General features: G+C 57.0%; 27 protein-coding genes and 1 tRNA gene. 12 read left to right on the top strand and 16 right to left on the bottom strand.

The genetic code is table 11. The features are described 5' to 3' along the window. Window positions 1–36 precede the first annotated feature (36 nt). Complete coding sequence (locus tag ASAC_RS04225) at window positions 37–615, bottom strand: hypothetical protein (protein ID WP_013266762.1); 579 nt, start codon at window positions 613–615, stop codon at window positions 37–39. Between the two features lie 92 nt (window positions 616–707). Between ASAC_RS04225 and ASAC_RS04230 the strand changes: the two genes are divergently transcribed. After that, window positions 708–1,922, top strand: a complete 1,215-nt coding sequence (locus tag ASAC_RS04230; RefSeq protein ID WP_013266763.1) for an MFS transporter — start codon at window positions 708–710, stop codon at window positions 1,920–1,922. Then, window positions 1,912–3,030 (top strand): MFS transporter, encoded by a 1,119-nt coding sequence (locus tag ASAC_RS04235; protein ID WP_013266764.1) that lies wholly within the window; start codon window positions 1,912–1,914, stop codon window positions 3,028–3,030. Before ASAC_RS04230 ends, ASAC_RS04235 begins: the two co-directional genes overlap by 11 nt. On the opposite strand, the gene ASAC_RS04240 is transcribed toward ASAC_RS04235, so the two are convergent. From ASAC_RS04240 to ASAC_RS04250, 3 genes are read right to left on the bottom strand one after another with little or no spacing between them, the layout of a single operon-like run. Beyond that, window positions 3,009–3,572: a cysteine hydrolase family protein gene (locus ASAC_RS04240; RefSeq protein WP_013266765.1), complete on the bottom strand. Its 564-nt coding sequence runs from the start codon at window positions 3,570–3,572 to the stop codon at window positions 3,009–3,011. The two genes, ASAC_RS04235 and ASAC_RS04240, sit on opposite strands and share 22 nt — an antisense overlap. A gap of 26 nt (window positions 3,573–3,598) precedes the next feature. Then, window positions 3,599–4,132, bottom strand: coding sequence for a hypothetical protein (locus ASAC_RS04245; protein ID WP_013266766.1), 534 nt, complete (start codon window positions 4,130–4,132; stop codon window positions 3,599–3,601). 55 nt (window positions 4,133–4,187) lie between these two features. Then, a complete protein-coding gene (locus ASAC_RS04250; RefSeq protein ID WP_013266767.1) occupies window positions 4,188–4,778 on the bottom strand; it encodes a hypothetical protein in 591 nt (196 codons plus the stop codon). A 111-nt stretch (window positions 4,779–4,889) separates the two neighbouring features. Between ASAC_RS04250 and ASAC_RS04255 the strand changes: the two genes are divergently transcribed. Next, window positions 4,890–5,765: a prenyltransferase gene (locus ASAC_RS04255; RefSeq protein WP_013266768.1), complete on the top strand. Its 876-nt coding sequence runs from the start codon at window positions 4,890–4,892 to the stop codon at window positions 5,763–5,765. Between the two features lie 2 nt (window positions 5,766–5,767). On the opposite strand, the gene ASAC_RS04260 is transcribed toward ASAC_RS04255, so the two are convergent. Then, complete coding sequence (locus ASAC_RS04260) at window positions 5,768–6,277, bottom strand: hypothetical protein (RefSeq protein ID WP_013266769.1); 510 nt, start codon at window positions 6,275–6,277, stop codon at window positions 5,768–5,770. 143 nt (window positions 6,278–6,420) lie between these two features. On the opposite strand from ASAC_RS04260, the gene ASAC_RS04265 reads away from it, so the two are divergent. The 4 genes from ASAC_RS04265 to ASAC_RS04280 all read left to right on the top strand — a co-directional run bounded on the left by ASAC_RS04265 (window position 6,421) and on the right by ASAC_RS04280 (window position 10,828). After that, window positions 6,421–7,098 (top strand): 2-oxo acid dehydrogenase subunit E2, encoded by a 678-nt coding sequence (locus ASAC_RS04265; protein WP_013266770.1) that lies wholly within the window; start codon window positions 6,421–6,423, stop codon window positions 7,096–7,098. A 172-nt stretch (window positions 7,099–7,270) separates the two neighbouring features. Continuing rightward, window positions 7,271–7,954: a DUF2258 domain-containing protein gene (locus ASAC_RS04270; RefSeq protein ID WP_013266771.1), complete on the top strand. Its 684-nt coding sequence runs from the start codon at window positions 7,271–7,273 to the stop codon at window positions 7,952–7,954. Between the two features lie 80 nt (window positions 7,955–8,034). Further along, window positions 8,035–9,330, top strand: a complete 1,296-nt coding sequence (locus ASAC_RS04275; protein ID WP_013266772.1) for an ABC transporter substrate-binding protein — start codon at window positions 8,035–8,037, stop codon at window positions 9,328–9,330. Between the two features lie 127 nt (window positions 9,331–9,457). Then, a complete protein-coding gene (locus tag ASAC_RS04280) occupies window positions 9,458–10,828 on the top strand; it encodes an ATPase domain-containing protein (RefSeq protein WP_013266773.1) in 1,371 nt (456 codons plus the stop codon). Here the strand turns inward: ASAC_RS04280 and ASAC_RS04285 are convergent. Then, window positions 10,812–11,774, bottom strand: coding sequence for a sodium:calcium antiporter (locus tag ASAC_RS04285; RefSeq protein WP_013266774.1), 963 nt, complete (start codon window positions 11,772–11,774; stop codon window positions 10,812–10,814). The genes ASAC_RS04280 and ASAC_RS04285 overlap by 17 nt on opposite strands. A gap of 169 nt (window positions 11,775–11,943) precedes the next feature. On the opposite strand from ASAC_RS04285, the gene ASAC_RS04290 reads away from it, so the two are divergent. After that, on the top strand, window positions 11,944–12,243 hold the full coding sequence (locus ASAC_RS04290) for a hypothetical protein (RefSeq protein ID WP_148217144.1): 300 nt from the start codon (window positions 11,944–11,946) through the stop codon (window positions 12,241–12,243). Here the strand turns inward: ASAC_RS04290 and ASAC_RS04295 are convergent. From ASAC_RS04295 to ASAC_RS04320, 6 genes are all read right to left on the bottom strand, one after another. Beyond that, window positions 12,237–13,646, bottom strand: a complete 1,410-nt coding sequence (locus ASAC_RS04295) for an IMP dehydrogenase (protein WP_048812987.1) — start codon at window positions 13,644–13,646, stop codon at window positions 12,237–12,239. The two genes, ASAC_RS04290 and ASAC_RS04295, sit on opposite strands and share 7 nt — an antisense overlap. 43 nt (window positions 13,647–13,689) lie before the next feature. Further along, window positions 13,690–15,243 carry a glutamine-hydrolyzing GMP synthase gene (guaA, locus tag ASAC_RS04300; protein WP_013266777.1) on the bottom strand — a complete coding sequence of 518 codons (1,554 nt, stop codon included), beginning with the start codon at window positions 15,241–15,243 and terminating at the stop codon, window positions 13,690–13,692. 1 nt (window position 15,244) lies between these two features. Then, entirely contained in the window at window positions 15,245–16,981 is a 1,737-nt protein-coding gene (locus ASAC_RS04305; protein ID WP_013266778.1) for an adenine deaminase C-terminal domain-containing protein, read from the bottom strand. A 336-nt stretch (window positions 16,982–17,317) separates the two neighbouring features. Then, window positions 17,318–17,983 (bottom strand): NosD domain-containing protein, encoded by a 666-nt coding sequence (locus ASAC_RS07900; protein WP_238523586.1) that lies wholly within the window; start codon window positions 17,981–17,983, stop codon window positions 17,318–17,320. Next, entirely contained in the window at window positions 17,974–19,197 is a 1,224-nt protein-coding gene (locus ASAC_RS04315) for a hypothetical protein (protein ID WP_148217145.1), read from the bottom strand. Before ASAC_RS04315 ends, ASAC_RS07900 begins: the two co-directional genes overlap by 10 nt. Window positions 19,198–19,380: 183 nt before the next feature. After that, on the bottom strand, window positions 19,381–20,301 hold the full coding sequence (locus ASAC_RS04320) for a hypothetical protein (protein ID WP_013266781.1): 921 nt from the start codon (window positions 20,299–20,301) through the stop codon (window positions 19,381–19,383). A gap of 244 nt (window positions 20,302–20,545) precedes the next feature. Between ASAC_RS04320 and ASAC_RS04325 the strand changes: the two genes are divergently transcribed. Next, window positions 20,546–20,618, top strand: a tRNA-Thr gene (locus tag ASAC_RS04325). 10 nt (window positions 20,619–20,628) lie between these two features. Here the strand turns inward: ASAC_RS04325 and ASAC_RS04330 are convergent. The 4 genes from ASAC_RS04330 to ASAC_RS04345 form a co-directional block, all read right to left on the bottom strand. Next, window positions 20,629–21,804, bottom strand: coding sequence for a cystathionine gamma-synthase family protein (locus tag ASAC_RS04330; RefSeq protein WP_013266782.1), 1,176 nt, complete (start codon window positions 21,802–21,804; stop codon window positions 20,629–20,631). Between the two features lie 107 nt (window positions 21,805–21,911). Further along, window positions 21,912–22,229: a hypothetical protein gene (locus ASAC_RS04335; RefSeq protein ID WP_013266783.1), complete on the bottom strand. Its 318-nt coding sequence runs from the start codon at window positions 22,227–22,229 to the stop codon at window positions 21,912–21,914. A gap of 86 nt (window positions 22,230–22,315) precedes the next feature. Then, window positions 22,316–22,726 (bottom strand): zinc ribbon domain-containing protein, encoded by a 411-nt coding sequence (locus ASAC_RS07715; protein WP_013266784.1) that lies wholly within the window; start codon window positions 22,724–22,726, stop codon window positions 22,316–22,318. A 90-nt stretch (window positions 22,727–22,816) separates the two neighbouring features. Then, window positions 22,817–23,386, bottom strand: coding sequence for a DUF998 domain-containing protein (locus tag ASAC_RS04345; RefSeq protein ID WP_013266785.1), 570 nt, complete (start codon window positions 23,384–23,386; stop codon window positions 22,817–22,819). A gap of 174 nt (window positions 23,387–23,560) precedes the next feature. On the opposite strand from ASAC_RS04345, the gene ASAC_RS04350 reads away from it, so the two are divergent. The 3 genes from ASAC_RS04350 (at window position 23,561) to ASAC_RS04360 (ending at window position 26,595) form a co-directional block, all read left to right on the top strand. Beyond that, window positions 23,561–24,658, top strand: a complete 1,098-nt coding sequence (locus ASAC_RS04350; RefSeq protein ID WP_274376798.1) for an MFS transporter — start codon at window positions 23,561–23,563, stop codon at window positions 24,656–24,658. A gap of 114 nt (window positions 24,659–24,772) precedes the next feature. Next, on the top strand, window positions 24,773–25,768 hold the full coding sequence (locus tag ASAC_RS04355; protein ID WP_013266787.1) for a daunorubicin resistance protein DrrA family ABC transporter ATP-binding protein: 996 nt from the start codon (window positions 24,773–24,775) through the stop codon (window positions 25,766–25,768). Then, on the top strand, window positions 25,765–26,595 hold the full coding sequence (locus ASAC_RS04360) for an ABC transporter permease (protein WP_013266788.1): 831 nt from the start codon (window positions 25,765–25,767) through the stop codon (window positions 26,593–26,595). The genes ASAC_RS04355 and ASAC_RS04360 overlap by 4 nt, the downstream gene beginning before the upstream one ends. Window positions 26,596–26,657: the final 62 nt, after the last annotated feature.

Genomic DNA, 26,657 nt, shown 5'->3' on the forward strand with positions numbered 1-26,657 from the left:
CTCTGGGGTCCAAGGCTCTATTTAAGTGGCCACGGGCTAGAGCCCGGCCCTGTTAAGCCTTCCCTCGGGCTCGGCCACGTAGCCCATTACTCCCAGTATTTCCTCCCCCTCACCTATTGCGTGGCCTATTAGCTCCACCTCGTCGCCAGGCCTGAAGACCTCGAAGTCCGCCAGCACGCCCATGGGGTCATAGCCTCTAGTGTAGAGCTCCTGCATCACTATTATGAGCCTTCTGACGCCCCCTCGCAGGACCTCTAGCTGGACAACCTTCGGCGAGGGCGACTGGTTGTAGAATCCAAATATCACTATCGCCTGGTCGTCCCTGACCCTGTACCTCAGAAGCGTGTTCCTGCCGCTCCTGACCTGAAACATCCACTCAGGGCCAGGAAGGCCAAGGTCCTGGGGCCTCAGCTGCCTCACCACAAGCCTTTTGCTGACGCCGCCGCTCAGGAACGCTATGCCTGCCTGCATGGCCCTCTTCTGGGCCTCCAGGTAGACGCTGTAGACTGACTCCCTGGGCATCACCGTTATGGGGTAAATGACCGCGTACTGCTCCTGCCTAATGTTATACTTCGAGATATCTATGTCCTCAAGCCTCCTGAAGCTGTCCTCCATTCGCTTCACCCATGGCGCTTCCAGGGCGCAAATTTAAAGGCTAGATATTTCTAATAGAGATATATGGAAAATTTACGCTTAGGGGTAGCCAAATGAAGGAGCCCACCAGGTCGCTTGTTTACCTGAGCGTGCTGAGGTCCGTGAGGAGCGTCGCAGCCGGGATACTCTTTATAGTGTTCCCCTACATGGTGCGTGAGCTGCTTCACGGGAGCCTCTTTGAGCTCGGCATAATGTACGCCGTGGCGGGGCTTGCCACAGCGGGGCTCTCAATCATAGTCGGCTACATGGCTGACCTCATTGGAAGGAAGGCCTCGCTATACATATCCTCCGTCCTCCTGGTGCTGACGCCCATAGTAATGCTTGTTAAATTTAACCTAGCCACAGCGTTCGCGGCTGCCATACTCGGAGGCATATCAGCCACCGGAGCCATGGGGGCGGGAGGCGTCGGGGGCGTCGTGGGGCCCGTGCAGAACGCCATAATAGCTGACCTAACCCACAGGGGCAACAGGACGAAGCTCATATCGCTGCTTTCCTTCATAGGCAGCGTCACAGCCGCGGCTGGAACTCTGATCGGCGGCATGTTTAACTACAGGGAGGAGCTCCTTCTGGCCACCGTGATAAGCGCTGCCTCGATGCTGCTCATACCGCAGCTCAGGCTCCCAGACGTGAGGGCCAGGGGCCTGAGCATGAAGTCCAAGGTCAACGCCTTTAAGTTTTCAGTGACCGGGATGCTCAACGGCCTCACCAACGGCCTCACTGTGCCATTTATAGTGCCCATATTCATCTATGTCTATGACGCCCCGAGGTACCTGACCGGCGAGGTGACAACGGCCGCGTCGCTTATAGCCACGTTCTCAATGCTGCTGGCGCCGAAGCTTGAGGAGTCCCTGGGCTTCCTGAGGAGCATATACATAACCAGGGGGCTCACGATACCCATAATGCTGGCGTTCCCCCTGGTCGGCAACTTCTGGGCCGCCGTGGGCCTCTACCTAGCGTACCCCATGCTGAGGGTCATAGCAATACCTGTGCAGCAGTCCTTCCTGCTCGAGCTCACCCCGCCCGAGGAGAGGGGGAGGGTCTCAGGCTACAACCAGGGGTCAAGGCTTCTCCTCTCATCAGTTGGCACCTTCATAGGCTCCCCGTTCTTCTACCTGCAGGACGCATCACTGCTCGGCCTCATGCCCCTCTACGCAGTGCCGTTCTTGGCCTACGCCGTGGCCATGGGGGCTAACATATACCTTTATAGGAGGTTCTTCGGAGCTGACGAGGCAAGGCTAAGGGGGTCAAGCGCTGGAGTTGAGGCCTGAGGACAGGCTAGCTATAATAGGCGCCCTGAGGGTGCTGGGCTTCTCTATAGCGTTGCCCTTCGCTGGGCTGGCGCTTAACCTTGACTTCAGGGAGCCCCTGGCGGTGGTCTCAGAGTTCTACGCTTCGCTTGCGGTGGCCAGCGCCGTGGGCCAGGTGGTCGGCGGCTACGTCAGCGACAGGACGGGAAGGGTGAGGACCATGTTTATGAGCGGGCTCGTGGCGTCCCTCAGCCTGGCCGTGGCGGCCCTCCTCTGGAGGGCTACAGCCATAGAGGTGCTGCTCGCCGTTCAGTCCTTCTTCTCCAACGCCTACTCGGTCGCCAGCATGGCAATAGTGGGGGACTACTTCAGCGAGCACTCCAGCCTGGTGAAGGCCTACGGAAGGCTCAGGGTCGGCTCCAACCTCGGCTGGGCCCTCGGAATAGCTGTTGGCGGGGAGCTCTACGCGCTCATAGGCTTTAGGTGGCTCCTCGCGGTGACCTCGGCCGTCCTGGCGGCCTCCCTGGCGGCCCTCTGGGGGCTTGGTGAGCCGCCAAGGAGCGAGCTGGCCGTCGCCTTCGAGAGGCCGACCCCTGTCATGGTGAAGTTCCTGGCCCCCACGTTCATGACCTTTATAATAGCTGGGCTCATGGGCTACCCGCTCGTGCAGTACTTCTCAGGGTTTCTGAGGATAAGCACGAGCTACTCTGGGGCGCTGCTGGCCATAAACGGCCTCATGGTAGTTCTACTACAGGACATGGTAGCTAGGAAGGCCAGCGCGCACAGCCCGGCCAAGTCCCTCGCCACGGGCATGGCAATCTACGGCCTGGGCTACGGCCTCATGCCTATGGTCAACAGCGTCCCGGCCGCCGCCTTGGACATAATGCTAATTACCTTGGGCGAAATGATAGTGATGCCTGTCTCTTCGGCGGTAGCTGCGGAGCTCAGCTCCCCTAGGGCCAGGGGGTCCCACATGAGCCTCTACGGCATAGCTAATACTATTGGAAGGAACCTCTCCTCGGCCATCTTCGCTGCAGCAGCCTACTCCCTGGGGGCCTCCTATGGGTGGGCCCTCATGGCCTCCATAGCTATGGCCTCGTCCGTAGGCTACCTCGCTGTAATAGGCTGAGCTGACCTGAGGTAGCTCTCCACCTCGTCACTGTTGAGCACGGTCGCGCCGTAGACCTTCTTGTAGTAGGTCTCCCAGTTCTTGTCAATCCTTGCGGCCACCGCGTCCCTAACAACGACAACCTTGTAGCCCCTGAAGAAGGCGTCTGCCGCCGTGTGCCTGACGCATATGTCCGCGTCAAGCCCCACTAGGACTACCGTATCAACGCCGAGGGACCTAAGTATGTGGTCCAGGGCCGTGCCGAAGAAGCCGCTGTAGGCGTGCTTCTCGAGGACATACTCGCCCTCCCTGGGCGCCAGCTCGCTGTAGACCTCGGCCCCCCTGGTCCCCTTCATGGCGTGCGGCCCCCAGAGGGGCATCTCTATGTCTGTCGGGTAGTGGGCGTCATTGACGTATATGACTGGCCAGCCGTTGCGCCTGAAGGCCTCAAGGACCTTTCTCGCGGGGGCCACCGTGGCCTTGGCCTCCGGGGTCGCGAGCGCCCCATCAATGAAGTCATTAAGCATGTCAACAATTACAAGCGCGGGCCTCAAAGCGCTCACCTAGAGAACAGCTGTTCTCCAGGTATTTATTGATTAACACTGACGTGCTGGGGCAGCTCGAAGGCCACGCTCTCATAGCCCTTCACCTTGGTGCCGCTCCTGACCCTGACGGAGAGCACCCTGCCGTCCTCCGAGAGCCTGGCCTCGCCGCTTATGTCAAAGCTCTTTATCCTTCCTCCCCTCGGCATTATCCAGTAGACGGTGTAGTCGTACTCCGCCACGGCCTCCTCATACATGTTTTCATAGGTGTTGGTGCCGCTCAGGGGCCTGTAAGGTATCTCTATGAAGAACGTGGCCGACGAGAGCCTCCTTAAGCCCCTGACCTCGGCCTTGGCTGAGAGCACGAGCGCCCTTGAGTAGGAGCTGTTTATTACGATCCTCTCATCGTCAAGAATCCTCTGCATCTCAGCCCTAAGCCTCTCCTCCTCTTCTCCCTCGCTCCCTCTGCTGATCAGACTGTAATATTCTTCCTCCTCGTCGGAGTACTCGAACACTATGGTATAGAATATGGTCCCAGGGGTGACGTGAAAGAAGCCGTTGCCGTAGATGGGCCTTGCCATCGCTGACCGCCCAGGAGGCTGTGGCCCTGGACCTTCTAAGCTGAAGCGGCCAGCCTTAGTGCTTGAACGCGGGGCCCAGGTAAAGGAACAGCTGCACAAGGGTTAACGGCATGAATGCCCAGCCTGCAGCCACCTGCCTTATCGTGTGAACTCCCAGCCTAACCCTAGCCCACGTCAGGGCGGCCGGTATAGCAAAGAGGGGGAGCAGCGAGAGGCCGTCCAGGTAAACGATTGCGGTAACTATGGCGGACGCCGTTGAGACGTGTATGCTGATCTTAAACTTCAACAGGAGCGTCACTATTATTACTATAGCTGAGTTGACCAGGTAAAGCACCTCAAGGAGCAGGAGTCCCCGGCTGCGGCTCACGAGAGCAGTTGTTATTATGCCGACCACGTACGAGGCCTCGGCTAACATGAGCGGCGCCAGCCTCTGTGACGTCCTAACTACGTCGAAGGAGCTCACGAGCCCGAGGGCCCTCAGAGCCGCTAGTAAGGTGAGGGGGAGCAGGGAGTAGGTGAACACCGCTATAGCCGCTCCCAGCGGCCCATAGCCCAGCGCTGGGCTGGCGGCCAGGAACAGCGCTGCTGTCATTACAGTTGGATGGAAAATCCAGGAGAACGCTGCAGCTAAGTTCTCAGCTTTCAAGGTAATCTCCTTGGTTCCTTGGCTTTCTTCATATTAAAAGCTCTACCCGTGGACCCACATCTATACCCTGCCTTTTAGAGATTCCCGGCATAGCGGTCCCGGGCTAAGAAGATGGCAAACTTAGTAGACTACATAAAGTCCACCAGGCCTTGGACTGTGGCGTTCTCAGCGCTAATTTACATGCTAGGCGTGTTCGCTGCGGTCAGGCTGGGCCTGGGCATAAGCTACCTCCTTGTGGGCCTGGGCCTTGCTGGGGAGGCCCTGGTGCATACCATGGTTAACATGTTCAACGACTACTTCGACTTCAAGCTCGGCTTTGACTCGGCCCCCAGCCCCGTCAGGCTTCACCCAATACTTAACGGCATAACCAAGCCCTGCAACCTGAGGAGGGACGCCATCGCCGTTGGCCTCGCGGGGCTCTCGCTGGGGGTCGCGGTGACGGTGCTGGGCAGGCCCCTGGCCATGGTGTTTGGCCTTATAGGCATATTCTTCGGCTACGGCTACAGCGACCCCCGCATAGGCTTCAAGTACAGGGCCCTCGGCGACCTGGCGTACCCGCTTTCAATGGTTGTCCTGGCAGAGGCGGGCTTTTACCTTGCGAGCGGGAGGCTCCTGCCAGAGGGCCTCCTGGCCGGCCTGCCGGTGGTTATTGCCACTGAGGGGGTGCTCTTTGCAAACTACTGGAGGGACACGGATAGGGACCGCTCCCTAGGCGCAAGGACCCTAGCGCAGGTCCTGGGCCCCCGGCTGTCGGCCGCCTACTACGCGGCCGTTCTCCTCGCCTCCTTAGCGTCGGTGGTCGTGCTCGTGACCATAGGACTATACCCGGTCCTCTCGCTTGCGTCGCTGGCCTCAGCAGCCTACGCGGCGAAGCTGCTCAGGGAGTCTATGGCTGGGAGGCTGGAGAAGCTTGACTTTGAGACAGCCGTTTACTCATACCTAATCGGTTTCCTGGTGCTCGCTGGAATGGCCTTAAGCCTAGCTTAAATTTAGACCGTCATGTTTGTGCCGCCTGCTGGCTGGGACGCCGCCAAGGCCTCGGCCCTCCTTATGAGAGTGCGCTCGTGCAAAACCATGGCACCCGCAGCTATGTAAAGCACTAGCTGAATGATATCTATTATAGACATGACTCCAACTATGATCAATATAACTCCAATTGCTAACGATGCGGAGGAGGCGCCGCCGAAGTTCATGTTCAAGGCCATGCTCCTGGGCGCCAGCAGCGCAAGGCCCAGGGCCAGCCCTACGACGCTCACCCCGAGCAGGTAATAGCCAAGTCCCCTGGCTATGGAGATGACCTCAGCTAAAGTCTCGTTCAGCTGGGACTGACTTATGTTTGGCACCCTCTCCACTAGGACGCTCCTTAGGTAATTCATGGCAATCGGGGACCTTATGTAAAAAATCATAACGTAGGACATCACGAAACCTATGAGGCTTGCCACGGTGGCAAGCACCATCCCTATTGCGAAGAACTTAACGTCTGGCCTTATTTGCTGCAAACGTCAGCACCCAGTGCCTTGACGTGAGGGGACTTAAAAAGGACTCACCAGGTGCCCTGCCTTTGTAACACCACCTTACGACTTGTATATCGCCTTTTGAACGGATATTTACCTGAGGGCCCTAGTTGTAGTGGAGAAGCGAAATGCCCACCCAGAGGAGGTTAGCGGGCGCTGAGGAGTTCTTCGCCGCATCTATGACGTTACGTGAGGCGGGCCCCAGGCTTAGCCTCATGAGGCTCATGTCATTTGACGGCATGATTAAGGCGAGGGAGGAGCTCAGCAGGAAGGCGCCGCTTCAGAGGCTCACGCCGACGGTAATCCTGCTTAAGGTTATGGGCGCCCTGCTCTCAAGGCCCCAGTATAATGAGCTTAACTCCAGGGTTGACCAGGACACGGTTATAACTTACGAGTCCGTCAACGTAGCGCTCCCAATATATAGGGAGAGGGGGAGAACGACAGTCATAGTAGTTGAGGACGTAAACAGGAAGACCGTTGAGGAGCTGTCCTCAGAGGTGAGGTCGGCCAAGGAGGGCACCGACTACTCAAAGGCCACGTTCCTCCTCGTAAACCTCGGCGTGATGGGCATAGACGCCATAACTGGCATCAGCCTGCCCGGCATAGCCTCGTCGGTAGCGATAGGCAGGATCAGGAAGGGGCCTGTCTACGACGAGGCCAGGGATAGGACGGTCACTGCGAACATAGCGTGGGTCACGCTTACTGTGGACCCAAGGGTGGTGGGGCCGGACGTCACAGGGTCCTTCCTGGCGGACCTGGCCAGCGTGCTGGCTAACAAGGACCTGGTGCTTCAGCTCTTGTCTTGAGTAGGTAGCTGCGGTGACTTTATGTGAGGGTCAAGACTTACGAAAACCGTCTGCCAATTAAGTTTTAAAAAAGCTTGATAAAAGTGCTTGCCAGGCCCAGGTATATAGTCGATTCTTTCAAATTATTTATATATAGTGGGCCTACTATTAACTATACTAGTGGGCGTCTGCCTTGCCCCGACTAAGTACAGGCCTCATAATAGTGGGCGCTTACGCCACAAAGGTTCGAAGGGCGCTCTTCGCACTTCTCAGCGACAGGGCTAAGGGGGACAAGGAGTGGTCCAGGAGGATTGCCTACTCATCAGCCCAGCTCAACAGGGTGCTCTTTGAGCTCCTGGTGAGGAAGCTTAAGCTTGATAAGGGTGACGTGGTCAGGGTCAGGATAGAGTTCGACGTTGATGAGAACTCCAAGGAGATCAGGTGGAAGTGGAACACCCTAGCCGTGGAAGCCTTCAGGAGGGTTAGCCAGGAGGACCTGAACGCGGCGATGCGCGACACCATTTCCACCGCGGAGCAGCTGGCGGCCATTCCAAGGTATTCGCTTGTCAAGCTGGGCTCCACAATAGATGGCGACGTACTTTACTCACTCAGCCTAAATGGCGAGGACGTGGGAGCTATCATAGTGACTCCCCTTGAAGGGGGCGTGCTCATAAAGGGAGGCGCCGTCCTCTCGCCATCGCCGGCCACAATAAAGAGGTCACAGCTTAAGCTGAGGGGCCGCACCCCTGAGGACGCTATAATGGACGCGCTGCCAGGCCTCTTACAGGAGGAGCAAGATCAAGAGCGCGCATCTAAGATTATAAATGAGCTCAGGTCAAGGCTGAGCCCTGAGATAACGAGCTCGGATAAGCCATAATAGTATCAATTAGTGCCCTGCATATGTACAAATATGTATAAAATTCCTTCCTTTTAATGTTGATGACTGGTGGGAATGAAATGAGGGCTGGCATGTCCTCCATCGCAGTTGCCGCGATAATAGTTATCATAATCGTAGCCGCCGTGGGAGGTTACATTGCATATAACGCCTACTCTCATAGGCTCTCAGCCGCACCTAAGTACATACTTGTTGGTACCGTTTACGACAATAGCGGAAGCCAGGCAGTGGACTCTCTGGCACAATACGAGGGCCTTGAGCTCTGGGCGAGCTGGGTCAACAGCCACGGCGGCATATACGTCAAGCAGTACGGCAGGAACCTCACGGTTAAGGTAATAGCCCTCAACGCGGCCAGCAACCCGTCCACTGCTGAGAGCGACTACGAGACGCTAGTCAACACTTACCACGTGGACGTGCTTGTGGCTGACTTCGGCTCAGTGATGACAGCGCCCGCGGTGAGCTTCACGAACGCCAGCCACGTGCTGCTGTGGGACGTGACGGCTAGCGCCGTTGGGCTCTTCACTAATAACAACTACATAATAGACACCTCAATACCCGTCTCCGAGGTCTGGATGAATAACGTGACTGACTTCCTGAAGTATGAGGGGGTCCGCAACGTTTCCGTCATCTGGGACGACAATGACTTCAACGCCTTCCAGTCCTACTACCTGGGCTACTTCCTTAGACAATACGACATACCTGTTGTCTACAACACCAGCGTGGCCACCGACACCACGCAGTACCTATCGCTCATAAGCGCCATGGAGTCCGAGCGCCCGTTCGCAGTAATAGAGCTGGGCTACCCCACCAACGACGAGGCCTTCCTGCCTCAGCTCGTGGCCTCTAAGGCGTGTTTCCCACTGGTGTTCACGAACTACCCAGGCTTGATGCTCCCAACCCTGCTGAGCGACATAGGGAGTGACATGAACGGCACCTTCACGGCGGTCTTCCCGCCCATAATAAACTACACGCCGCAGGTGGCCTCAAAGCTGGGCCTCCAGTGGTTTGGGCCCACGCTGCCCCAGTTTGAGCAGATGTTCGAGCAGGAGTTCCACACGAGCGGCGTTAACTATAACAACATAGCTGGCTTCAACGCTGGGCTCATAATCCAGCTTGCCATACAGGACGCGGGCACGCTGAACCAGGCCGCTCTCAAGCAGGCCGTGCTCAGCGACGTAAGCGGCAAGGTGATGACATTGGCAGGAGTCTTTAACGTCACGTCCAACGGAATGCAGGTAGGAGAGGCGCCGCCCATAGGGCAGGTCTTCGTATGGCCTAACGGGACGACCACTGTTAACATAGTTTACCCACCAGCGTTCGCGAACAGCACGGCGGTAATACCTGAGCCATGCCCGTAACCTTCAGTGACGTCTTAAGTCCTGCCTCTTAGCAGAAGTATATAAGGTGTTTGTTGCCAGCATTGATAATTTTATTTTAAAAGGGCCTGCTGGCCAAAAACCAAGGAATGAGAGACTGTAGCCCCTGGTGTCTCATTTGGCTACGTCAACGTCTGATGAGATAACTATACCACTAAATGCATGGTATAAAGTTGCGGGCAGCATAAGGAGGGGCTCCATAATACTTGTCGCGGGCTACCCCGGGGCGGGGAAGACCACGCTGGCGAGCCAGTTCGCCTACCAGGGCGCCTCATCCGGGGAGCCCTCCCTTTACGTGAGCTTCGTTGAGCCCAGGGAGGACTTCATGGCCAACGCCCTTCAGTTCAACATGGACTTCAGGCCCCTGGAGGGCAGGGGCCTGTTCAGGTACTACGAGGCGCTGAGCGTCAGCGACCCGGAGGCCCTGGGGGACGTGGTCGAGGACGTGCTGTCTCAGGTTGACTCTATGAACGCCAAGCGCGTGGTAATTGACAGCGTCACAGCGGTTGAGCAGCTCGCCAGGGACCCTCCCAGGGCGAGGGAGATAATGCACTCGGCCCTCTACCTTGGGCTCAAGAGGAGGGGGGCGACGGCGCTGCTTATCTCAGAGCTCCCCGTGGGCCAGGAGGCCTCAGGCCTCGGGCCCGAGGAGTTCATAGTTGACGGCATAATAGTCCTGAGGTACAGGGTCGTCAAGGGTAAGCTTGAGAGGTACGCGGAGGTGAGGAAGATGAGGGGGACGAACATAAAGAGAAGCGAGTTTCCTATAGCGATAACCCCCAGGGGGGTCGAAATAGTGGTACCGCCGGACATATCATCGATGCCCAGCGGCGTGAAGCCGCGCAGAAGCTTCTCACTGCTGGGGCTGAGGATACCTGAAGGAGCTAATATCCTTGTGGCTGTCGACCCCTCTGTGGACCCCCTTAAGATAACCACGCTGCTTCTAGCCTCCTCCGCCATTTCGGCTGGGCTTAAGGTCGTCGTTAAATCGTTCATACACGGGCCCTCCACTATAAGGGACCAGGTAAGCGAGTGCGTTGGTGAGGACCTTCAGGGAAAGCTATTAGTGCCTACCTACGAGCCTTCATCTATGAGTGGCGGTGAGCTGCTGGCCAACCTCTTCAGGCTCGTTGAGGATTTCAAGCCAGACGTTGTTATAGATGAAGGTAATAACGTGCTTCTAGACCTGCTGGATAGGGATGACTACACTAAGGTCATCTATGGGTGTCTGCCCTACTTAGCTACAAACAACGTGGTCACATTCCACATATACCTGTGGCCTTCCGAGAGAGTTTTCGAGATCCCGCTGGCCAAGTTCTATGACTTTGTAATCTCCGTGAGGCCCGTCGGGGACTTGCTCGAGGTCAGGCTCCTCAAGACGTGGGGCGAGGTGCTGCCAGGGGGCAGCACTTACCTTAAGGCTTCAGACTTTACTTCCTGCGACTTCATAAAGTCGAACGGCCTCAGGCCCATATCATAGTCAGGTAAGCCGCCAGCCCTCCAAGCCCCAGCAACATTGTTACCCATGATATCCTTCCCCTCCACACCTCATATGCAGCGGTTGCGCATGCAAGCTCAGTGGCGGCCACGGCTGCTATCCCGTGAGGTCCCAGCTGCCATGGAGTTGTCAGCAGCCCCACTGCAGGGTAAACTGTGGCGTAGAGCACCATCTCACCTATGAGGGCGCCCACGGCGAGGCTGTCGTGGCCTCTTAGCTCCCAGAGAAAGGCGACGCTTGACTCAGGAACTGCGGTGGCCAACGGAACCAGGAGCACTGAGACCTCGAGGGGGGAAAGCCCTAAATGATGTGAGGCAGCGACCACGCCCCTCACCAGGACCCCTGCCCCCACGTAGAGGCCCGCCAGTGAGAGCAGGAGCTGAAGGAAGCCCCAGGCCAATCCAGCCCTCCCCATGAATGACGATTTGAAGGGCTCGGCCAACGGCTCGCCAGCCCTGCTTTGCGTTGCAGTGAAAACCACGTAGGCGGCCATCAGCAGCGCCGCTGCCAAGTACTTGGCTTTGCTGTCGGCCAGCAGCTCGGGGGCTGCCACGGAGGGGAAGAGCGCAACAAAGACCACCAGGGGCGTCAAGAGCTCTTCCTCAGCCGACAGCCCTCTGCGGCCCCTCAGCAACGAGAAGGCCACGAGCAGGGGCAGCATCAGCGTGGACACGAGGAAAGGCTCCCCAATGACAGTGCCCTCCGCCACCTCGCTGCCCCTGCCCCCGTGGTAAGCTATTAGAGCGTAGAGGATCACGACAAGCTCTGGGATGGACGTTAAGAGGGGCGTTACCACGGAGCCCATCAGGCCAGTCCTAAGGCCAAGCCTAAAGCCTAGAAATTCCATAGAGTCCCCAAAGACTATCGAGGACGCTAAAGTTAGGGCAAGGCCTGCCGCGACATCAAGCTGCCAGACCAGCGCTGACACCTTCCACCAATCAAAGTCTTCCCCCTCCTTTAAATGTGGCTGGGCTTGAGCAGGCATGAAATAATTATTTTTAATATTAATTTATTTTTATCTTTAAAAATAGTGGGACACATGCGAATTTAAACACGAGCTCCCTACAATAACCTATACTCAGGGAGGTGTGTTTTCCTTGCACAAAAGTAGGGGAAGTAGGCGGGGGTCTATCTCAACTGCAGTGATGGCCGTCATAATAATAGTCGTAATAGTGGCTGTTGTGGTCGGCGTCTTCCTTGCAACATACCACCCAAGCAAAGTTATAACTATCACTTACTATGACGACCTGTCGCCTACGGAAGCCAGCGTATTCCAGAATGACATACTGCCCGAGTTTGAGAAAACACACCCCAACATACATGTAGATTACATAGACGCCAACGCTAATGACATAGCTAGTGACGTAGAGGCGCTGGTTCAGGCCGACGCTCACTGACTCGCCCTGAAGAGCTCGCCTGGCACCTGCTTTGGTATCGCCATTCCAAACCTGGCCTTCTCCCACAGCTCCCTTATGTTTGAGGCCCCTGCGTACCCGAGCCCTGCCCTTATGCCCTCCGCCAGGTCAGCCAGCACGGACACCACCGACCCCCTGTAGGGAACCACTCCCTCCACGCCCTCAGCGACCCTCTTAGAGGCCCGAGTGTATCTGTCGACTGCGAACCTCCTCTCCATGGCGCCTCTGCTGGCCATACCCCTGTACGGCTTATACGCCGAGTCCCCGATCCTTATCAGCGGCGCCGAGGCCTCATCAGTGCCCGCCAACAGGTAGCCTAGCATCACGCTCGAGGCCCCAGCCGCCAGGGCCTTGACGGCGTCGCCCGACGACCTTATTCCCCCGTCAGCTATTATGGGCACGTCGCCTGCTCCATGTTGATCAATGGCGTCCCTCACAGCGGCGACGGCCCAGAGGGCTGGCGCGTACGCTCCGCCAACGCTTGATGTGGTGCATATTGAGCCTCCAGCTATGCCGACCCTGAAGCCATCAACCCTCTCAACTACCGTGAGGGCGTCTACCGCGGCCTCATAAGTGCCTATGTTGCCTACCACGAAGTCCGCTGAGACCTCCTTCGCCATGACTTTAGCCGCAGTCATAGCTTCAACGTTGTGGAAGTGCGCCACGTCAGTCACCAGGGCATCGACGTACCTGTCAAGGAGCCTCGCCCTCTCCAGGTCGAACGGCGATACCGCGGCCGCCACCAGAAGCCTTCCCTCCGAGTCAAGTGAAGGCTTGACCCTGTTCAGTGAGGAGTCGAAGGTCACGGTGCCCACGTAAGCGTTTCCTGGGGCCACTATTGCGACGGTGTCCGACCCTCCAGACTCCAGGAAGTTCAGCGCATCCTCGACGTGCCTCACGTCGAAGGCCTTCGAGGGCTCCGCGAACTCCGCCACAGGCCTGCCGCTGCAGCCTCTCAGCGACCCGGCCCTGACGTGACCTAAAACCTTGCCATCGGCCGAGACCAACGGGGCGTCCCTGAGGCCCAGCGACCTAAGGTCATCATAGGCTCTGCTGCAGTCCTCATCAGGCGTCACGTATATCCTCGAGGTGGGGATCGGAGGAGCGCTCTTCACCCTGCTCGCTATTTCCGCCTGCTGCTCCTTGGGCATGTTCCTGTGGATCACGCCTATGCCTCCCATAAGTGACATGGCCACCGCCATGTCGTACTCCGTCACCGTGTCCATGGGAGACGATGATATAGGTATGAGGAGCCTCACCCGCCTGCTGAACCTGGTGCTTACGTCAACTTTACTGGGATCCATTGGCGCCCTGCCTGGGACTATGTAAACGTCGTCAAACGTGTACAGCTTCTCAGCGCTGCCGAGCTTTTCAAGGAATCCCATGCTCTCCACCACGTGGGACCTTGAACGCGCTGCTTTTATAACTTTAAACGGGCTCTATGGTTGACGGTGGCTTGGTGGTCACAGCGTACGTTACCATCACAACCTCAGGCACCTCAGACGTTATCCTTGAGGCTATGCGCTGCAGCAGATCATACGGGAGCCTCGCCCAGTCAGCAGTCATGCCGTCCTCGCTTTCAACGACCCTCACTGTTACTATGTAGCCGAAGGCCCTCCTGTCGCCCTTGACTCCCACCCACTTGTCGTCGCCAACGACGGCAAAGGCCTGCCAGACCGAGTTGTAAAGGCCCGCCCTCCTCAGCTCCTCCTCTACTATCATTGACGCTCTCCTTGCTATCCTGAGCTTCTCCTCTGTGACCTCACCTATGACCCTGACCGCGAGGCCGGGCCCTGGGAACGGGTGCCTCATAGCAATGCTCTCAGGGATGCCGAGGGAGAGGGCGAGCCTCCTGACCTCGTCCTTGTAGAGGTACCTGAGGGGCTCTATCACCCTGAGGCCCAGGTCCCTGGGAAGGCCCCCCACGTTGTGGTGGCTCTTAATCCTGTCAGCCCCCGCCTCAGCGCCGCTCTCGATGACGTCAGGGTATGTCGTGCCCTGAACCAGCCACCTTATCGAGCTGTCCGAGGTGGCCACCTCCTTGAAGACTTCAGCAAACACCTTCCCTACTACAAGCCTCTTCTGCTCAGGGTCCGTCACCCCCTTCAGGGCCCTCAGGAACCTGTCAGAGGCGTCTATGTAAATGGGGTTCAGCCCCAGGGACTTCAGCGCGCTTAGCACCTCCTCCGCCTCGCCCTCCCTCAACAGGCCGTGATTTATGAAGACCACGACCGCCCTGTCGCCCAGGGCCCTTTTTGCTATGACTGCAGCCGTGGTCGAGTCGACGCCACCGCTGACCGCGACTATAGCTTTATCTTCACGAGGAATCTGGGACCTCACCTGTTCCACGAGCTTCTCGGCGAGGCCCTCAACGCTCCAGGTGGGCCTTACCTTAGCTACCTTGAAGAGGAAGTTGGCAATCAGCTTCACCCCTTTCTCCGTGTGCCTGACCTCTGGGTGGAACTGAACCCCGTAGATCTTGTCACCGGCCTTCATGGCTGCTATGTAGCCCGTGTCCTTTGATGTGGCCAGAACCTTGACGCCGGGACCCACCGAGGCCACGTAATCCGAGTGGCTCATCCAGACGTCCTCTTCCCTGCCCCAGCCGTCAAAGAGCGGGTCAGGCCCGTCAACCGTGACCCTGGTCCTCCCGTACTCTCCCTGCCCCCTCTCCACCCTCCCCCCAGTCATCTCGGCCAGGAGCTGGTGCCCATAGCATATGCCCAGCACGGGAAGGCCGAGCTTCAGGACCCAGTCCCCTATGGCAGGGGCCCCCGGCTCGTAGACGCTGCTCGGGCCCCCGGACAGTATTATTGCCCTGGGCCTCAGCTCCTCAACGGTGCTCTGGCTGACCGCGGCGTAAGGCACCACCTCGCTGTAGACTCCGAGGTCCCTGACCCTCCTTGATATCATGTGGGCGTACTGGCCCCCGAAGCTAATGATCAGCACAGTGTCGTGCTCCGCGCTGGGGCTCCACGACACCTCAGGACACCTCAAAGAGGGGCACGTAGGACCTCCTGCCCACGCTGTAGAGGCCCTTGTCTGTGACCCTGAGCTCAGGTATCACTGGCAGAGTGAGGAGCTGTATCTGGTTGAGTACCAGGTCGCCGTCACAGCTGCAGGCCCTGCTGAGCTCGTTGGTGACCTCCTCAAGCCTTGAGGCCACCTCCTCAGAGCTCAGGTCACTCATGAGCCCGGCTATGGGCAGCGGCAGGAAGGCCTTCACCGAGCCCTCCTGCGCAAACGCTATGCCTCCCCCCTTCGCCCTTATGGCCTCCAGGGCGGCCTCCATGGAGCCCCTCTCGTTGCCAACTATGATAATATTATGCGTGTCATGGGCCACTGAGGACGCCAGGGCGCCGCTTACGCTGAGCCCCAGCAGGCCGAAGCCCTGAAGCTCCTTGCCGTACCTGTTTATTACGTGCACCTCGGAAAGGTTGCCTTTGATTATGGGGCGCCCGTCCTCCACCCTTAGTACCTCAAACGACTCTGAGGTTATAGTCGAGCCGTTCACAAGCTCTATCACCCTCGTCTGCACCTGGCCGCTGCTCACAGGCGCCCTAAGCTCAAACGACGGCCTGAAGCTCACCGTTACCGTGTTACCGTCGAGCTGCGACGACACTTTCTTTGGCGAGCACACCGCCTCGGAGCCGTTTATGAAGGTCTGAATGACGCGAAGCTTATCGTCCAGGGAATCCAGCAGGACCAGGTCAGCGAACCTTCCAGGAGTCACCGAGCCGAGCCAGCGCTCAAGGCCATAGGACAGGGCCGGGGCCAGCGTGACTGCCCTCACGGCGTCCACGGGGTCCACGCCGAGCTCTATGGCCCTCCTCACGGCCCTGTCCAGGTGCCCCTCGCGGACCAGGTGAAGGGCGTGAATGTCGTCAACCACTATTGGCACCAGCGGCGAGTACCTCGAGACCAGGTCGCTGAGCCTGTCCAGGTCCCTCCAGCTGGAGCCGAACCTCACGAAGGGGAACACGCCCCTCGAAAGCCTCTCCATGAGCTCCTCCCGCGCGGTGACCTCGTGGTCGTTCCTCACCCCTAGGCTTACGTAGGCGTCGAGCTCTGGGCCTGAGAGGCCCGCCATGTGGCCCTGGACAACCGCCTCCGAGGCTGAGGCCTCGGCCACGAAGTTCATCAGGTCCTCGTCGCCTTCAACGAGCGACTGGAGGTCCATGACCTCGCCCAGGCCTGAGAGGGCCCTGGCGGCCTCAAGGGCCTCGGAGTAACTTATTGAGGCCCCTCCTGCATCGTCCACTCGCCTTGAAGGTGGCACGTTGGGCGGCGCCAGCAGGAACACCTTAAGCAGCGCGTGCCTGAACTCCTCAGCCACGGCATAGACTCCCTTGATGCCAAGCACGTTGCCGACCTCATGTATGTCAACGAAGGCGGCTGTGGTGCCGTGCTTGACAAGCTCCTTGGAGAACTCGCCGGGGCTGAGGAAGGTGCTCTCCAGGTGCATGTGGGCGTCTATGAAGCCGGGGGCCAGGTAGGCCCCCTTAGCGTTAACAACGCGCCTCGCTCGCGACCTGCAGTCGCCGACGCAGGCCACAACCCTGCCCTTAACGCCCACGTCCCAGCCTCCTGTCCTCCTGCCCCAGACGTCGACTACCTCTGCACCCTTTATCAGGAGGTCCAGGGGCTCTAGCCCAAGCGCGGCCCTGGACGCTGAGACCAGTTCCTGAGGGGATGGGCCTACAGGCCTCTCCAGCGTCAACAATCAACACCTTACTACGCTTTATTTTTTGTCTCAGTGTGTTGGAAATGGGGTTAATAGCTTTGCTGTTTACCCATAAGGTCAGCGTAGTATTTAACCTTTGGCATACACACTAAACTTTTGGCCTCCTATGGGCGACAACGGCAAGTCATAGGGTAATTCCCTATGTCTCAAGGGTCCCGGCCTTCACATCAAATGTAGAGTGACGGCCCAAAGCGCGCATTGCCCAGCAGGACTGATTAGGATGTTCAAAAAGGCACTCTTAAGGTAATACTCTTTTACTCTGGGCCGCAGCGACTATATGCTAAATGTCTGCGTACATCAAGGGTAAGCTGATTACCTTCTTCTTATTAGCACCACCGCTGACGCAGCTGCTATTACTGCTATTACAGCTCCGACCGCCACATAGATGGTCGTAGGGCTGGAGTGAGCCCTTGGGGACACCGTATTAGTAGGCAGCGTACTTGTAGATGTGGATGATGTTGAAGTCCCTGTTAAGGTTTGCGACTCCGCCTGCTGTGTCGTAGTTGTTACTGTTGTTGAAGTCGTCTCGCTAACAGTTGTAGTGCTAGTTGTGGTGGTTGTAGTAGAGTATGTTGTAGTCTGAGTGACCGTGGACGCGTTGCTGGGCTGTGGGTATTTGAGCGGGTTCATGTCGTACTGACCTGGGGCCACCTCATACGGCTCATCGCATATGTATGGGTCTGATGGTGACGAGGGTGTCACCTGCGAGAAGCCGCTGCCGTTCGGCAGCAGCCACGCGTTTCCAGCTATTACTTTGCCACCAAGCACGTTAGTGCCAGGCCTTGGCGTGACGTACCAGGTGGCTGTCGAGTTCACAACTTTTACAGGACCGTCAAAGACGTTGTTATATATTAGGTCGTTGTAGGAGTCGTAGAGGTAAAGCGTGTAGTTAGCAGCCTGTATGTCTGAGCCATATATGGTAGCGTTGGGCCCTTTGACGTACACTCCATAGGCGAAGGAGCTTACGTTCACATACACCAGTGAGACGCCGCTTCCTGTGACGTTGATTCCCAGGCCGCTGCGCCCAGTGACCAGAGCTCGGAGTCCGATATAGTTATGTTAGTGCCCGTCGAGTTTATATCATATGTGTAGCCGGCCTCCCTGACCTCTGACATATTGATGTTTTCGCCCTTCACTAGCAGCCCTGTGGCCCCCGTTCCATTATACACTACATTATATGATAGGCTAAGCCCGGACAGCCTTATGTGGCTGCCGAAGGCCTCAACTCCTACCCTGGCCGTATATATCGTGACGCTGTCCACGTTCACGTGGCTGCCGTTAATTAGAATGCCTATGCTGTCACCGTTGGCCTCTATGTCTGAGAGGTTAACGTAAGAGCCGTTAACCTCTACGCTCACCTGGCCTGAGCCCGCGGTGACGTTGAGCATGGTCACGTAGCTGCCGCGCACGCCCACGCCATAGCTCTTGCCGTATAAACCACTCTCCACGTTGAACGTAGAGTTGACCACACTTATGTGGCTGCCGTTAAACGTTGCCCCAAACCTGCTCGAGGAGGCGCCGCCTATCACGGTTACATAGTCTCCATTAACTACGATGCCGTAGCTGTTATCCGGGTTAGTCACCCTCTCCAACTTAACTTGGTTGCCATTAACTGCAACGCCTATGTAGTCACCAAAGGTGTTAACTTTGTATATGGTTATGTTGTTGCCAGTTATGTTAATGCCGCGCCCGCTGCTTGGCACAAAGGCGTTGTATATGCTTATGTTGTTGCCCCACAGCTGAAGGTCTGCCGTGAGTCCCTTCTCCAGGGAGGCGTTAATGACGCGTATGTCGTTGCCGCTTCCATTCACCACATAGTAATACTTCCTGACAACAAGGTCCTCTATGGTTACGTTACTGGCATTGTTTATAAGTATGCCAACGCTTTTGACGACGCCAACGCCGATAATTACCCTGCACCCTGTGATTACATGGCCTTCTCCATTTATTATTACGTTGCTCGCGAACACGCCTATCGTATAGTTATCGCTGCACACGCTGATGTTGCTAGCTATAACATAGTATCCTGGCTTTGTTATATTAATAGGTCCCGTTATTTCCACGGGATCCTTCGAAGCGCTGTAAACGCTGTTGGCGTTCTCGCCCACGCTAAATGATGAGGCCGGCCTTCCGTGGGCTGCCAGTGCCCCCAGGGGCTCGCCCACTAAGGCAGTTATAGTCACTAATGCCATGAACACTATTAAAACAAAAGCTAGATGCTTTTCCTTACTCATTTTAGGTCTATGAACGGGAGAATGGTATCATCTAAATGTGCTGGTATATAATAGAAGATGCATCTATCAATATAAGCATCTAGCAGGTCCTCGTGATACACTAAGTTTTCAAAGTCAATTACATAAATTGAGTTATAATACTCAGCTCCTAGCGCGCGTTGCGCTGCTTATGCTGTTCAGCTCCCTGTAAGCCTTTATCATGCTTCCTATTCCTATGCCTCCCACCACAGTAAGCACGAGGATCAGCCCTACGTCCACGGCGTCTAGGTTAGGTATTGGCACCCCAGTGCTCAGGGCCAGGTAATCTATTGTTGGGAACAGCACTATGAGAAGGCCTATCACCACAAAGGCTAAGCCTCCGTAGTATAGAGTCCTTCCAGCGGTGGCCGCGCCCAGCCTTTTCACGCCCTCCTCGCCCAGGCCCTTAAGCCTTGCCAGGTTAGCAAACGCCGCCCCAAATATTATCTGCATCGTCATTGTTCCAAGCCCAAACATCGCCCCAGGCAGCGGGGCGTAGAGCAGGGAGCCGACCCTCGGCGCGAGTATGAACGTTATTACGCTGGCGTAGGCGCCAAAACCGAAGCCAGCTATGAGGCCATGAACTATGGTCATCTTAAGCGGCACGTCCCTCAGCTGCTCGTATATGTTCTTCCTCTCAGCTGCCCTCCCGTGCGTTCTGCTGCCCAGCAGCCTGTCAAGCTCAAGGTGCAGGTACTTGCCCTTCAGTATGTAGGACCCAGCTATAGCCATAACTATTCCAACAACCACGTAGACCGGGCCGTCGAGGTTATACTTTTGATAGAAGTAAGCCAGCCCGAGGAACCCAAGGGTCGTCAGGAGCGCCCTCTGCAGCGTGAACCCGAGCGAGAAGAGGAAGCCCGCCTTCATGCCCCCCTTGGTGCTGTACTTGCCAACGGCGTAGCTGAAGGTTATGGGCCACGTGTGCTCGTCCGGCGTCGCGCCGTGCAGGAGGCCCAGCACATATGAAATAAGCAGTATCATGCCCAGCGACAGGCCCTGCGGCGGGTTCAGCAGCCACTCGACCCAGCCCCAAGCGCTCATTGTGCACACTCACCAAAGGAACTGATGCTTACTGTGCACATATAAACCTTACTTTAGACTTACTATACTGCTATGCCGTTGCCTAAAGTAGTTGTATAGGCCTGTAAGGTGTTCGCTCGTGGCTTACTCTGCCATGCTTAGGGCTCAAAATTACTAGAAGTTCATAGCAGTAGGGGCGACGCAAAGGCCACAAAAGTTATAACTAGCTAGGAGGAGAGGGAGCTGGGGGCCAAAAGCCCCCAGCGCCGCCGTAGCTCAGCCGGTAGAGCGCTGCCCTGGTAAGGCAGAGGTCCCGGGTTCAAGTCCCGGCGGCGGCTCTGCCATGCTTTAGCTTATGGCCCCCAGTGCCTTGCCAAAGTCCTCCACTAGGTCGCCCTCATCCTCCAGGCCCACTGAGACCCTTATCAGGGACTCCTCTATGCCCAGGGCCCTCCTCTCCTCTGGGCTTATGTGGCTTGAGGCGGTGAACGCCGGCAGCGTCACTAAGGTCTCGGTGCCTCCAAGGCTTGGGGCCACCCTGGCCACCCTGAGGGCCTTCACAAGCCTGAGGGCGGCCTCTGGGCCTCCCCTGAGCGTGAAGGAGAGGACGCCGCCGTACAGGGGCCTCTCAAAGAGCCCTGAGGCCACTCCATGATATGGGCTGTCAGGGAGGCCCGGGTAGTAAACGGCTGCCACCTTGCTGCAATCATGGAGGAACTCGGCCAGCGCCATAGCTGTCCTGCTCTGCCTCTCGAACCTCAGGGACAGTGTCTTCAGGCCCCTGTAGGTAAGGTATGCCTCGAACGGCGGCTGCACAGTTCCGAGCTTCCTCCTCCACTCATAGAGGTCCTTTACCTCTGGGCCACCTGCAGCGGCGATCCCGCCTACCACGTCGTTGTGACCGGCTAAGTACTTGGTGCTGCTGTGTACTACCACTGACGCCCCCAGCCTGAGGGGCCTGACCAGCAGGGGGGTCGTGAAAGTGTTATCAACTATAAGTTTGGTACCGGCCTCTTTGGCTGCCCTGCCTATCTCCCTTAAGTCTATCACCTTGAGCGTCGGGTTTGTCATTACCTCAAGTACGGCCACATCGTACTTCCCTCCCGCAAGCTCATTAATTACCTCTTCAGTTGAAGGGTAAACTTTAACCAAGGAGCCTCCAACGAGGTTCAGTAAGTCCTGAAGCAACTGGATTGTAACACCGTACATCTCCTTCAACGTCAGGATTCTCGCGCCCCTTTTCAACAGGGCCAGGAGGGACGCAGCTATGGCGCCCATGCCTGAACTGAAGGCAAGAGCATCGTCAGCGCCCTCCAGCGCGGCTACGGCCTTCTCGAGGGGCCTTAGGCTTGGATTCGTCTCCCTTGAATATCTGACCACCCTGCCCTTGTCGTCTCTAACTGCATTATCATCAGTTATGTAATCATAGGCAACACTGAGATAGATAGGAGGTACTACAGACCTGTAGGGGTCATTACCGTACTGCGACCCTAGGATCTCCGTGTCCTCGTGCAAGTCGAGCACCGGGCCTTAGATATAGTCATAGCTTATATATGCTGCTAAGTAAGGCCCAGTTAAAACATAGTAATGTGGCTAAGATTTCCAGTCAAAACTATAAGAAAGTGATAATTTTAGTGCCTGGCGGCGCGGACCCTCGAATACCTAGTAGTTACCAGCAGATACCTTAGATGCTCGTAGGCGTCCTTGGTGTTGGGGGACGCGTACACCACTAAGCTCTCAATGCTGCTGCTCTCAACCATTTCATAGGCCTTTTCAACGTCTCCTTTGGCCAGGTACATAGCTATTTCCCTAGCGCTCTCCCCAAGAGACTTAAGGGCCTCAGCTACGTCCCTGAGCCCCTCCCGGTAGGCTAGGTTGGCCTCCCTTATGGCCTGCCTCGCCAGCTCTATGGAGACGCTAACCGCCTCGTCTGGGAGAGCGCTGGGCATAGCTCTCACTAGATCTCTAGTGACTACCAAAATTAAAAAGATTTATTGTAAAGCTTATGATCAATACATTATGTCTGGGCCAACCATTACATGCCCTTTCCTTTGGGAACAGTGTAAGGCTTGCCGCCCTGGGCGAGCGGGTAGAAGTACCTGAACTTAAGGCCGCACCTGGGGCACTGGAGGCTCCTGCCCAAGTACTTGCCAAAATACCATGGAGGGCGGAGGAGCTTGAAGTCCCTGACCTTGCCCTTGAAACCGCAGCCCGGGCAGGTGAGCTCCGAGTCCCAGCCTAACATGGCGTCGCTGAGCAGCTTGACCGCGTCCGCGAGAGACTTAACGTCGCTGAGCAGGCTCGCCAGGTCGCCCCTGCCTATGTAGTCAAGCCATGCCCTTATGTGGCCCTGGGCCAGGTGATACTCCACGGCCTTGGGGTCAACTTCCGAGAGCCTCTTCATCTCCGTCAGGAGCTCCTCCTCATCCTTGGCAACCCCTATCACCCTGTCAAAGCTCTTGAAGTAAAACGGCTCCTTAGACGTGGCGGCTCCCGGTTATTTAGTACAACAGCTTCTACTTATCCTTACCTGTGGCTAGCCCTTTTCCTTGCCCAACAAAGCCCCTGAGAAGCCTGCGGCCCAGAGCAGGTTGGGGTACACTATGAGCCTCTCCATCCCGCCCCACCCAAGGCCCAGGTATATCCCGTTCACGTAAAGCGCCAGGGCCATAAGGCCTATGGTGCCCAGGGCCCCCCACAGGGGAGTCCTAAGCCCCCTGTAGAGCGACGCTGGGTATGAGGCCAGGGAGGAGGCCAGGAAAGTCACGAGGGAGAAGATTATGTGAAGCCCGTGCGGGGACCCCTCTGGGAAGAGGCCAACGCCCGCAGCTCCAACGCCTGAGGCCATCACCAGGGCTCCAAGTGCCCTGCCGGTCGCGTCCCTCCCAGAGCGATATAGCAGCGCGCCGCCAGCTATTAGCAGAATGCCCAGTAGCATTATTGAGGTGTTGAAAACGGCTGCGTGAGGCGTAGAGGGCTCCAGCCTCAGGTTCCCCAGGTCGCTTATGTAGTTCCTCGAAACGCTATACCCTGGGTATATGGCCTCGGCTATTAACATAAAGAGCACGAACTGGGCAACTCCAACAAAGATGATGTATCCGGCCAAGCGGTTCCCACTCAAGCGGGATCCCAGATAGCCCGCCAGTGGAAGACAATAAGCGTAGTTGTCGCCGCCGTAACTTTCTGCATAAAGGCCCTAAGCTTATAAACCCATCAAAGTTGACGTTAGCCGAAAGGGCGCAAGGGCACGAACAAGCTGAGGCAGGAAGTTACCCTGCTGCTGACGAGGCTGGTTTACTCGATGCAGTGGTACGTCCTAGCGCCAGCCATGCTCCAGATACTGTCGGAGTACGGTGCCCCTAGCTGGCTCTCTGGCGTGCTGCCGCTGGTCTTCATAGCAGGGGCCGCGTCCACGCAGCTGGTCAGCGTAGCCCTCTCCGCCAGGATAGGGGCGAGGAACACGTTTGTCATCGGCCTTGCAATACTATCGCTCTCGGACATCATGATATACTTTGCCAGCAGCGCCTGGGAGGCTGTGATGCTCAGGTTCATAGCGGGGCTCGGCACCGGCCTCTTCTTCGCCCCGGCTGGCTTCGTGCTCGTTAACATAAGCGACTCCTCGTCAGCAAGCCTCATGGGACTTTACAACGCCACCTTCAACTTGGGGGGCCTCGCGGCCCTGGCCTGGGGGGTTGTGGACGGCCTCCTGGGGTGGAGGCTCGGAACACTTGTGGCAGGGCTCCTTGGCATAGTTATGGACGTCGCCAGCGCCACGGTGATAAAGTTCAACGGCAGGCCTGCAGGTGCGGGCCCCAGGGCAAGGAGCTCGTGGACTGACCTCCTGATAGTTGGCGCGGCCGGGGCTGGCTCCTTCGGAACCTCCTACGCCTTCGGCTTCCTCCTGCCCTCTATGGCTCAGCTCTCGTTCGGCGCCTCCCCCTTCGGCTCTGGGTCCCTGACGCTGCTCATGTTCGCCGGGGCCGCCCTTGGGGGCTTCCTGGCGGTGTGGGTGCCCGCCAGCTGGGCCAGGAGCAGGCGGCTGGTGTCCATACTCCTGGCAGTGTCATCCATAAGTTACCTTATGATCTACAGCAGGTCATTTGTGTTCTTCCTGGCGGCATCCTTTATTAACGGCTTCCTGGTCGACCTGGCCTTCAGCATTTACTACGCGTACGCTGTGGAGAGGTACGGCAGAGACCAGAGCGCCCTGTCCCTAGCTTTCATTAATATGGCTAACATGGCCGTCAGCCTCTGGATATTTCCCCTGGCTGGGTACGCGCTGCCCAGGGGGCTCCTGGCGGAGGCTCTTGTCCTAACAGCCACCAATGTAATGACAGTGCCTTTGCTTTACGCTACCAGGGGGCGATCAGGCAATTAGCCATCGCCATCACAGAATAATATAACGTGACGCATAGAATGTAGAAGGACAGGATATTATGAACTACAAATATAGAATAAAGATATATAAAGCTCTTAGATAATCCAAGCCCAGGTGACCCACACGTCAGACGTGAGCATACAGGCCATAAACCTCACCAAAAGGTACGGCAACCTCCTGGCAGTTGACCACATAAACTTCAAAGTTATGAGGGGCGAGATTTACTCGCTGCTAGGGCCTAATGGGGCAGGCAAGACGACCACTATCTCTATGTTAGCAACGCTCAGGATGCCCTCCGAGGGCGACGCCCTCGTTGAGGGCTACAGCATAGTGAAGGACAGGGTCAAGGTCAGGAGAGTCATAGGTGTGGTGCCCCAGGACCTCACTGCAGATGACGAGCTAACAGGCTTCGACAACGTGTTACTCATGGCGAGGCTTCACGGCTTCAGTGGCAAGGAAGCTGAGGAAAGGGCCTGGGAGGCCATAAAGTTCATGGAGCTTGAGGACGCGGCCAAGAGGAGGGTTATGTACTACAGCGGCGGCATGAGGAGGCGGCTTGAGATAGCCATGAGCATAGTTCATAACCCCAAGGTAGTGTTCCTTGACGAGCCCACGGTTGGGCTTGACGTTCAGAGCAGAAGGCACATATGGGACCTCGTGAGGGCCCTGAAGAAGGAGGGCGTCACGGTCATACTGACTACCCACTACATGGAGGAGGCCGAGGAGCTTTCCGACAGGGTGGCGATTATAGATCATGGGCACATAGTGGCCGAGGGCACCCCCGAGGAGCTGAAGGCCAAGGTCAAGGGCGACAGGATCTACATAAAGTTCTCAGGCGACGCCGAGGCTGAGAAGGCCGTGAGGGAGCTCTCCCGCATCTTCGGCGATGTGAAGCTGTTGGAGGGCTACGTCGTAATAAAAGTGGAGTCCTCCACTGAGGCCATGCCGCAGCTCATAAAGGAGCTGTCGCAGTTTAACGTGCTTGAGCTCAGGGTGGTGAGGCCCAACCTGGAGGAGGTCTTCCTGGAGCTCACAGGTCATGGGCTTAGGGACGAGGAGTCCTTTGACGCGTTTAAGTTCAGGAGGCTCATGAGGGCGGTGAGATCATGATAAGGGAAACCTACGTGCTGGTGGAAAGGGAGCTCAAGAAGTGGGTGGGAAGGAGGGGCACCTTCTTCATATCGCTGATAACCCCCATCGCGTGGCTGGCCCTCTTCGGGAAGAGCCTCAACTTCGTCAACATGTTCTCCTCAGCGGGCCTGCAGGGCGCCAACCCTGTCATCGTTAAGCAGTATGTAGACCAGACGCTGCTCAGGCTCTTCGGGACCACCAACTACTTCGCCTACCTGGCCACCGGCATGTTTGTGGTCTTCGCCTTCTTCCAGAGCGTCTTCGGCGGCGTGAACATAGTGTTTGAGAAGAGGCTCGGAAGCATGAACAGGCTAAGGATGACCCCGGCCCCCAGGTCCAGCATATTCCTGGCCAAGATGGCAGCCACGCTCGTAAGGACCTTCTTCTATGAGACCATACTCCTTGTTATAGCCGTGGCGCTGGGCTTCAGCGTCGACTGGAACGCCATCAACTTTATTGAGGCCGGCGCTGCGATAGCCCTACTGGCGGCCGGCTTCATAAGCATATTTGAGGCCATAGGCTTTGCTGTCGACAACCAGGAGATAATGTTCTCCATAGTTAACCTCATAAACCTGCCCCTCATGTTCGCGTCGCCGGCCCTCTTCCCCCTCCAGCAGATGCCGTGGTGGCTTAGGGACATAGCAAGGTTCAACCCGCTCACGTATGCCGTTGACATAGTTAGGTATAACCTGCTTGGAGTTCACAGCTTCAACATACTTGAAGACTGGGCGATACTTATAGCAATAACCGCCGTCTTCGTGACTGCAGGTCTTCTGGCCAGCCTGAGGGTGCTTGAGAACTACTGAAATATAATAAATAAGGTGTTTATTTAATTCAAAAAAGTGAGGTTAGCGCGGCCAAGTTGCTT

The organism is Acidilobus saccharovorans 345-15, from assembly GCF_000144915.1.
Taxonomy (GTDB): domain Archaea; phylum Thermoproteota; class Thermoprotei_A; order Sulfolobales; family Acidilobaceae; genus Acidilobus; species Acidilobus saccharovorans.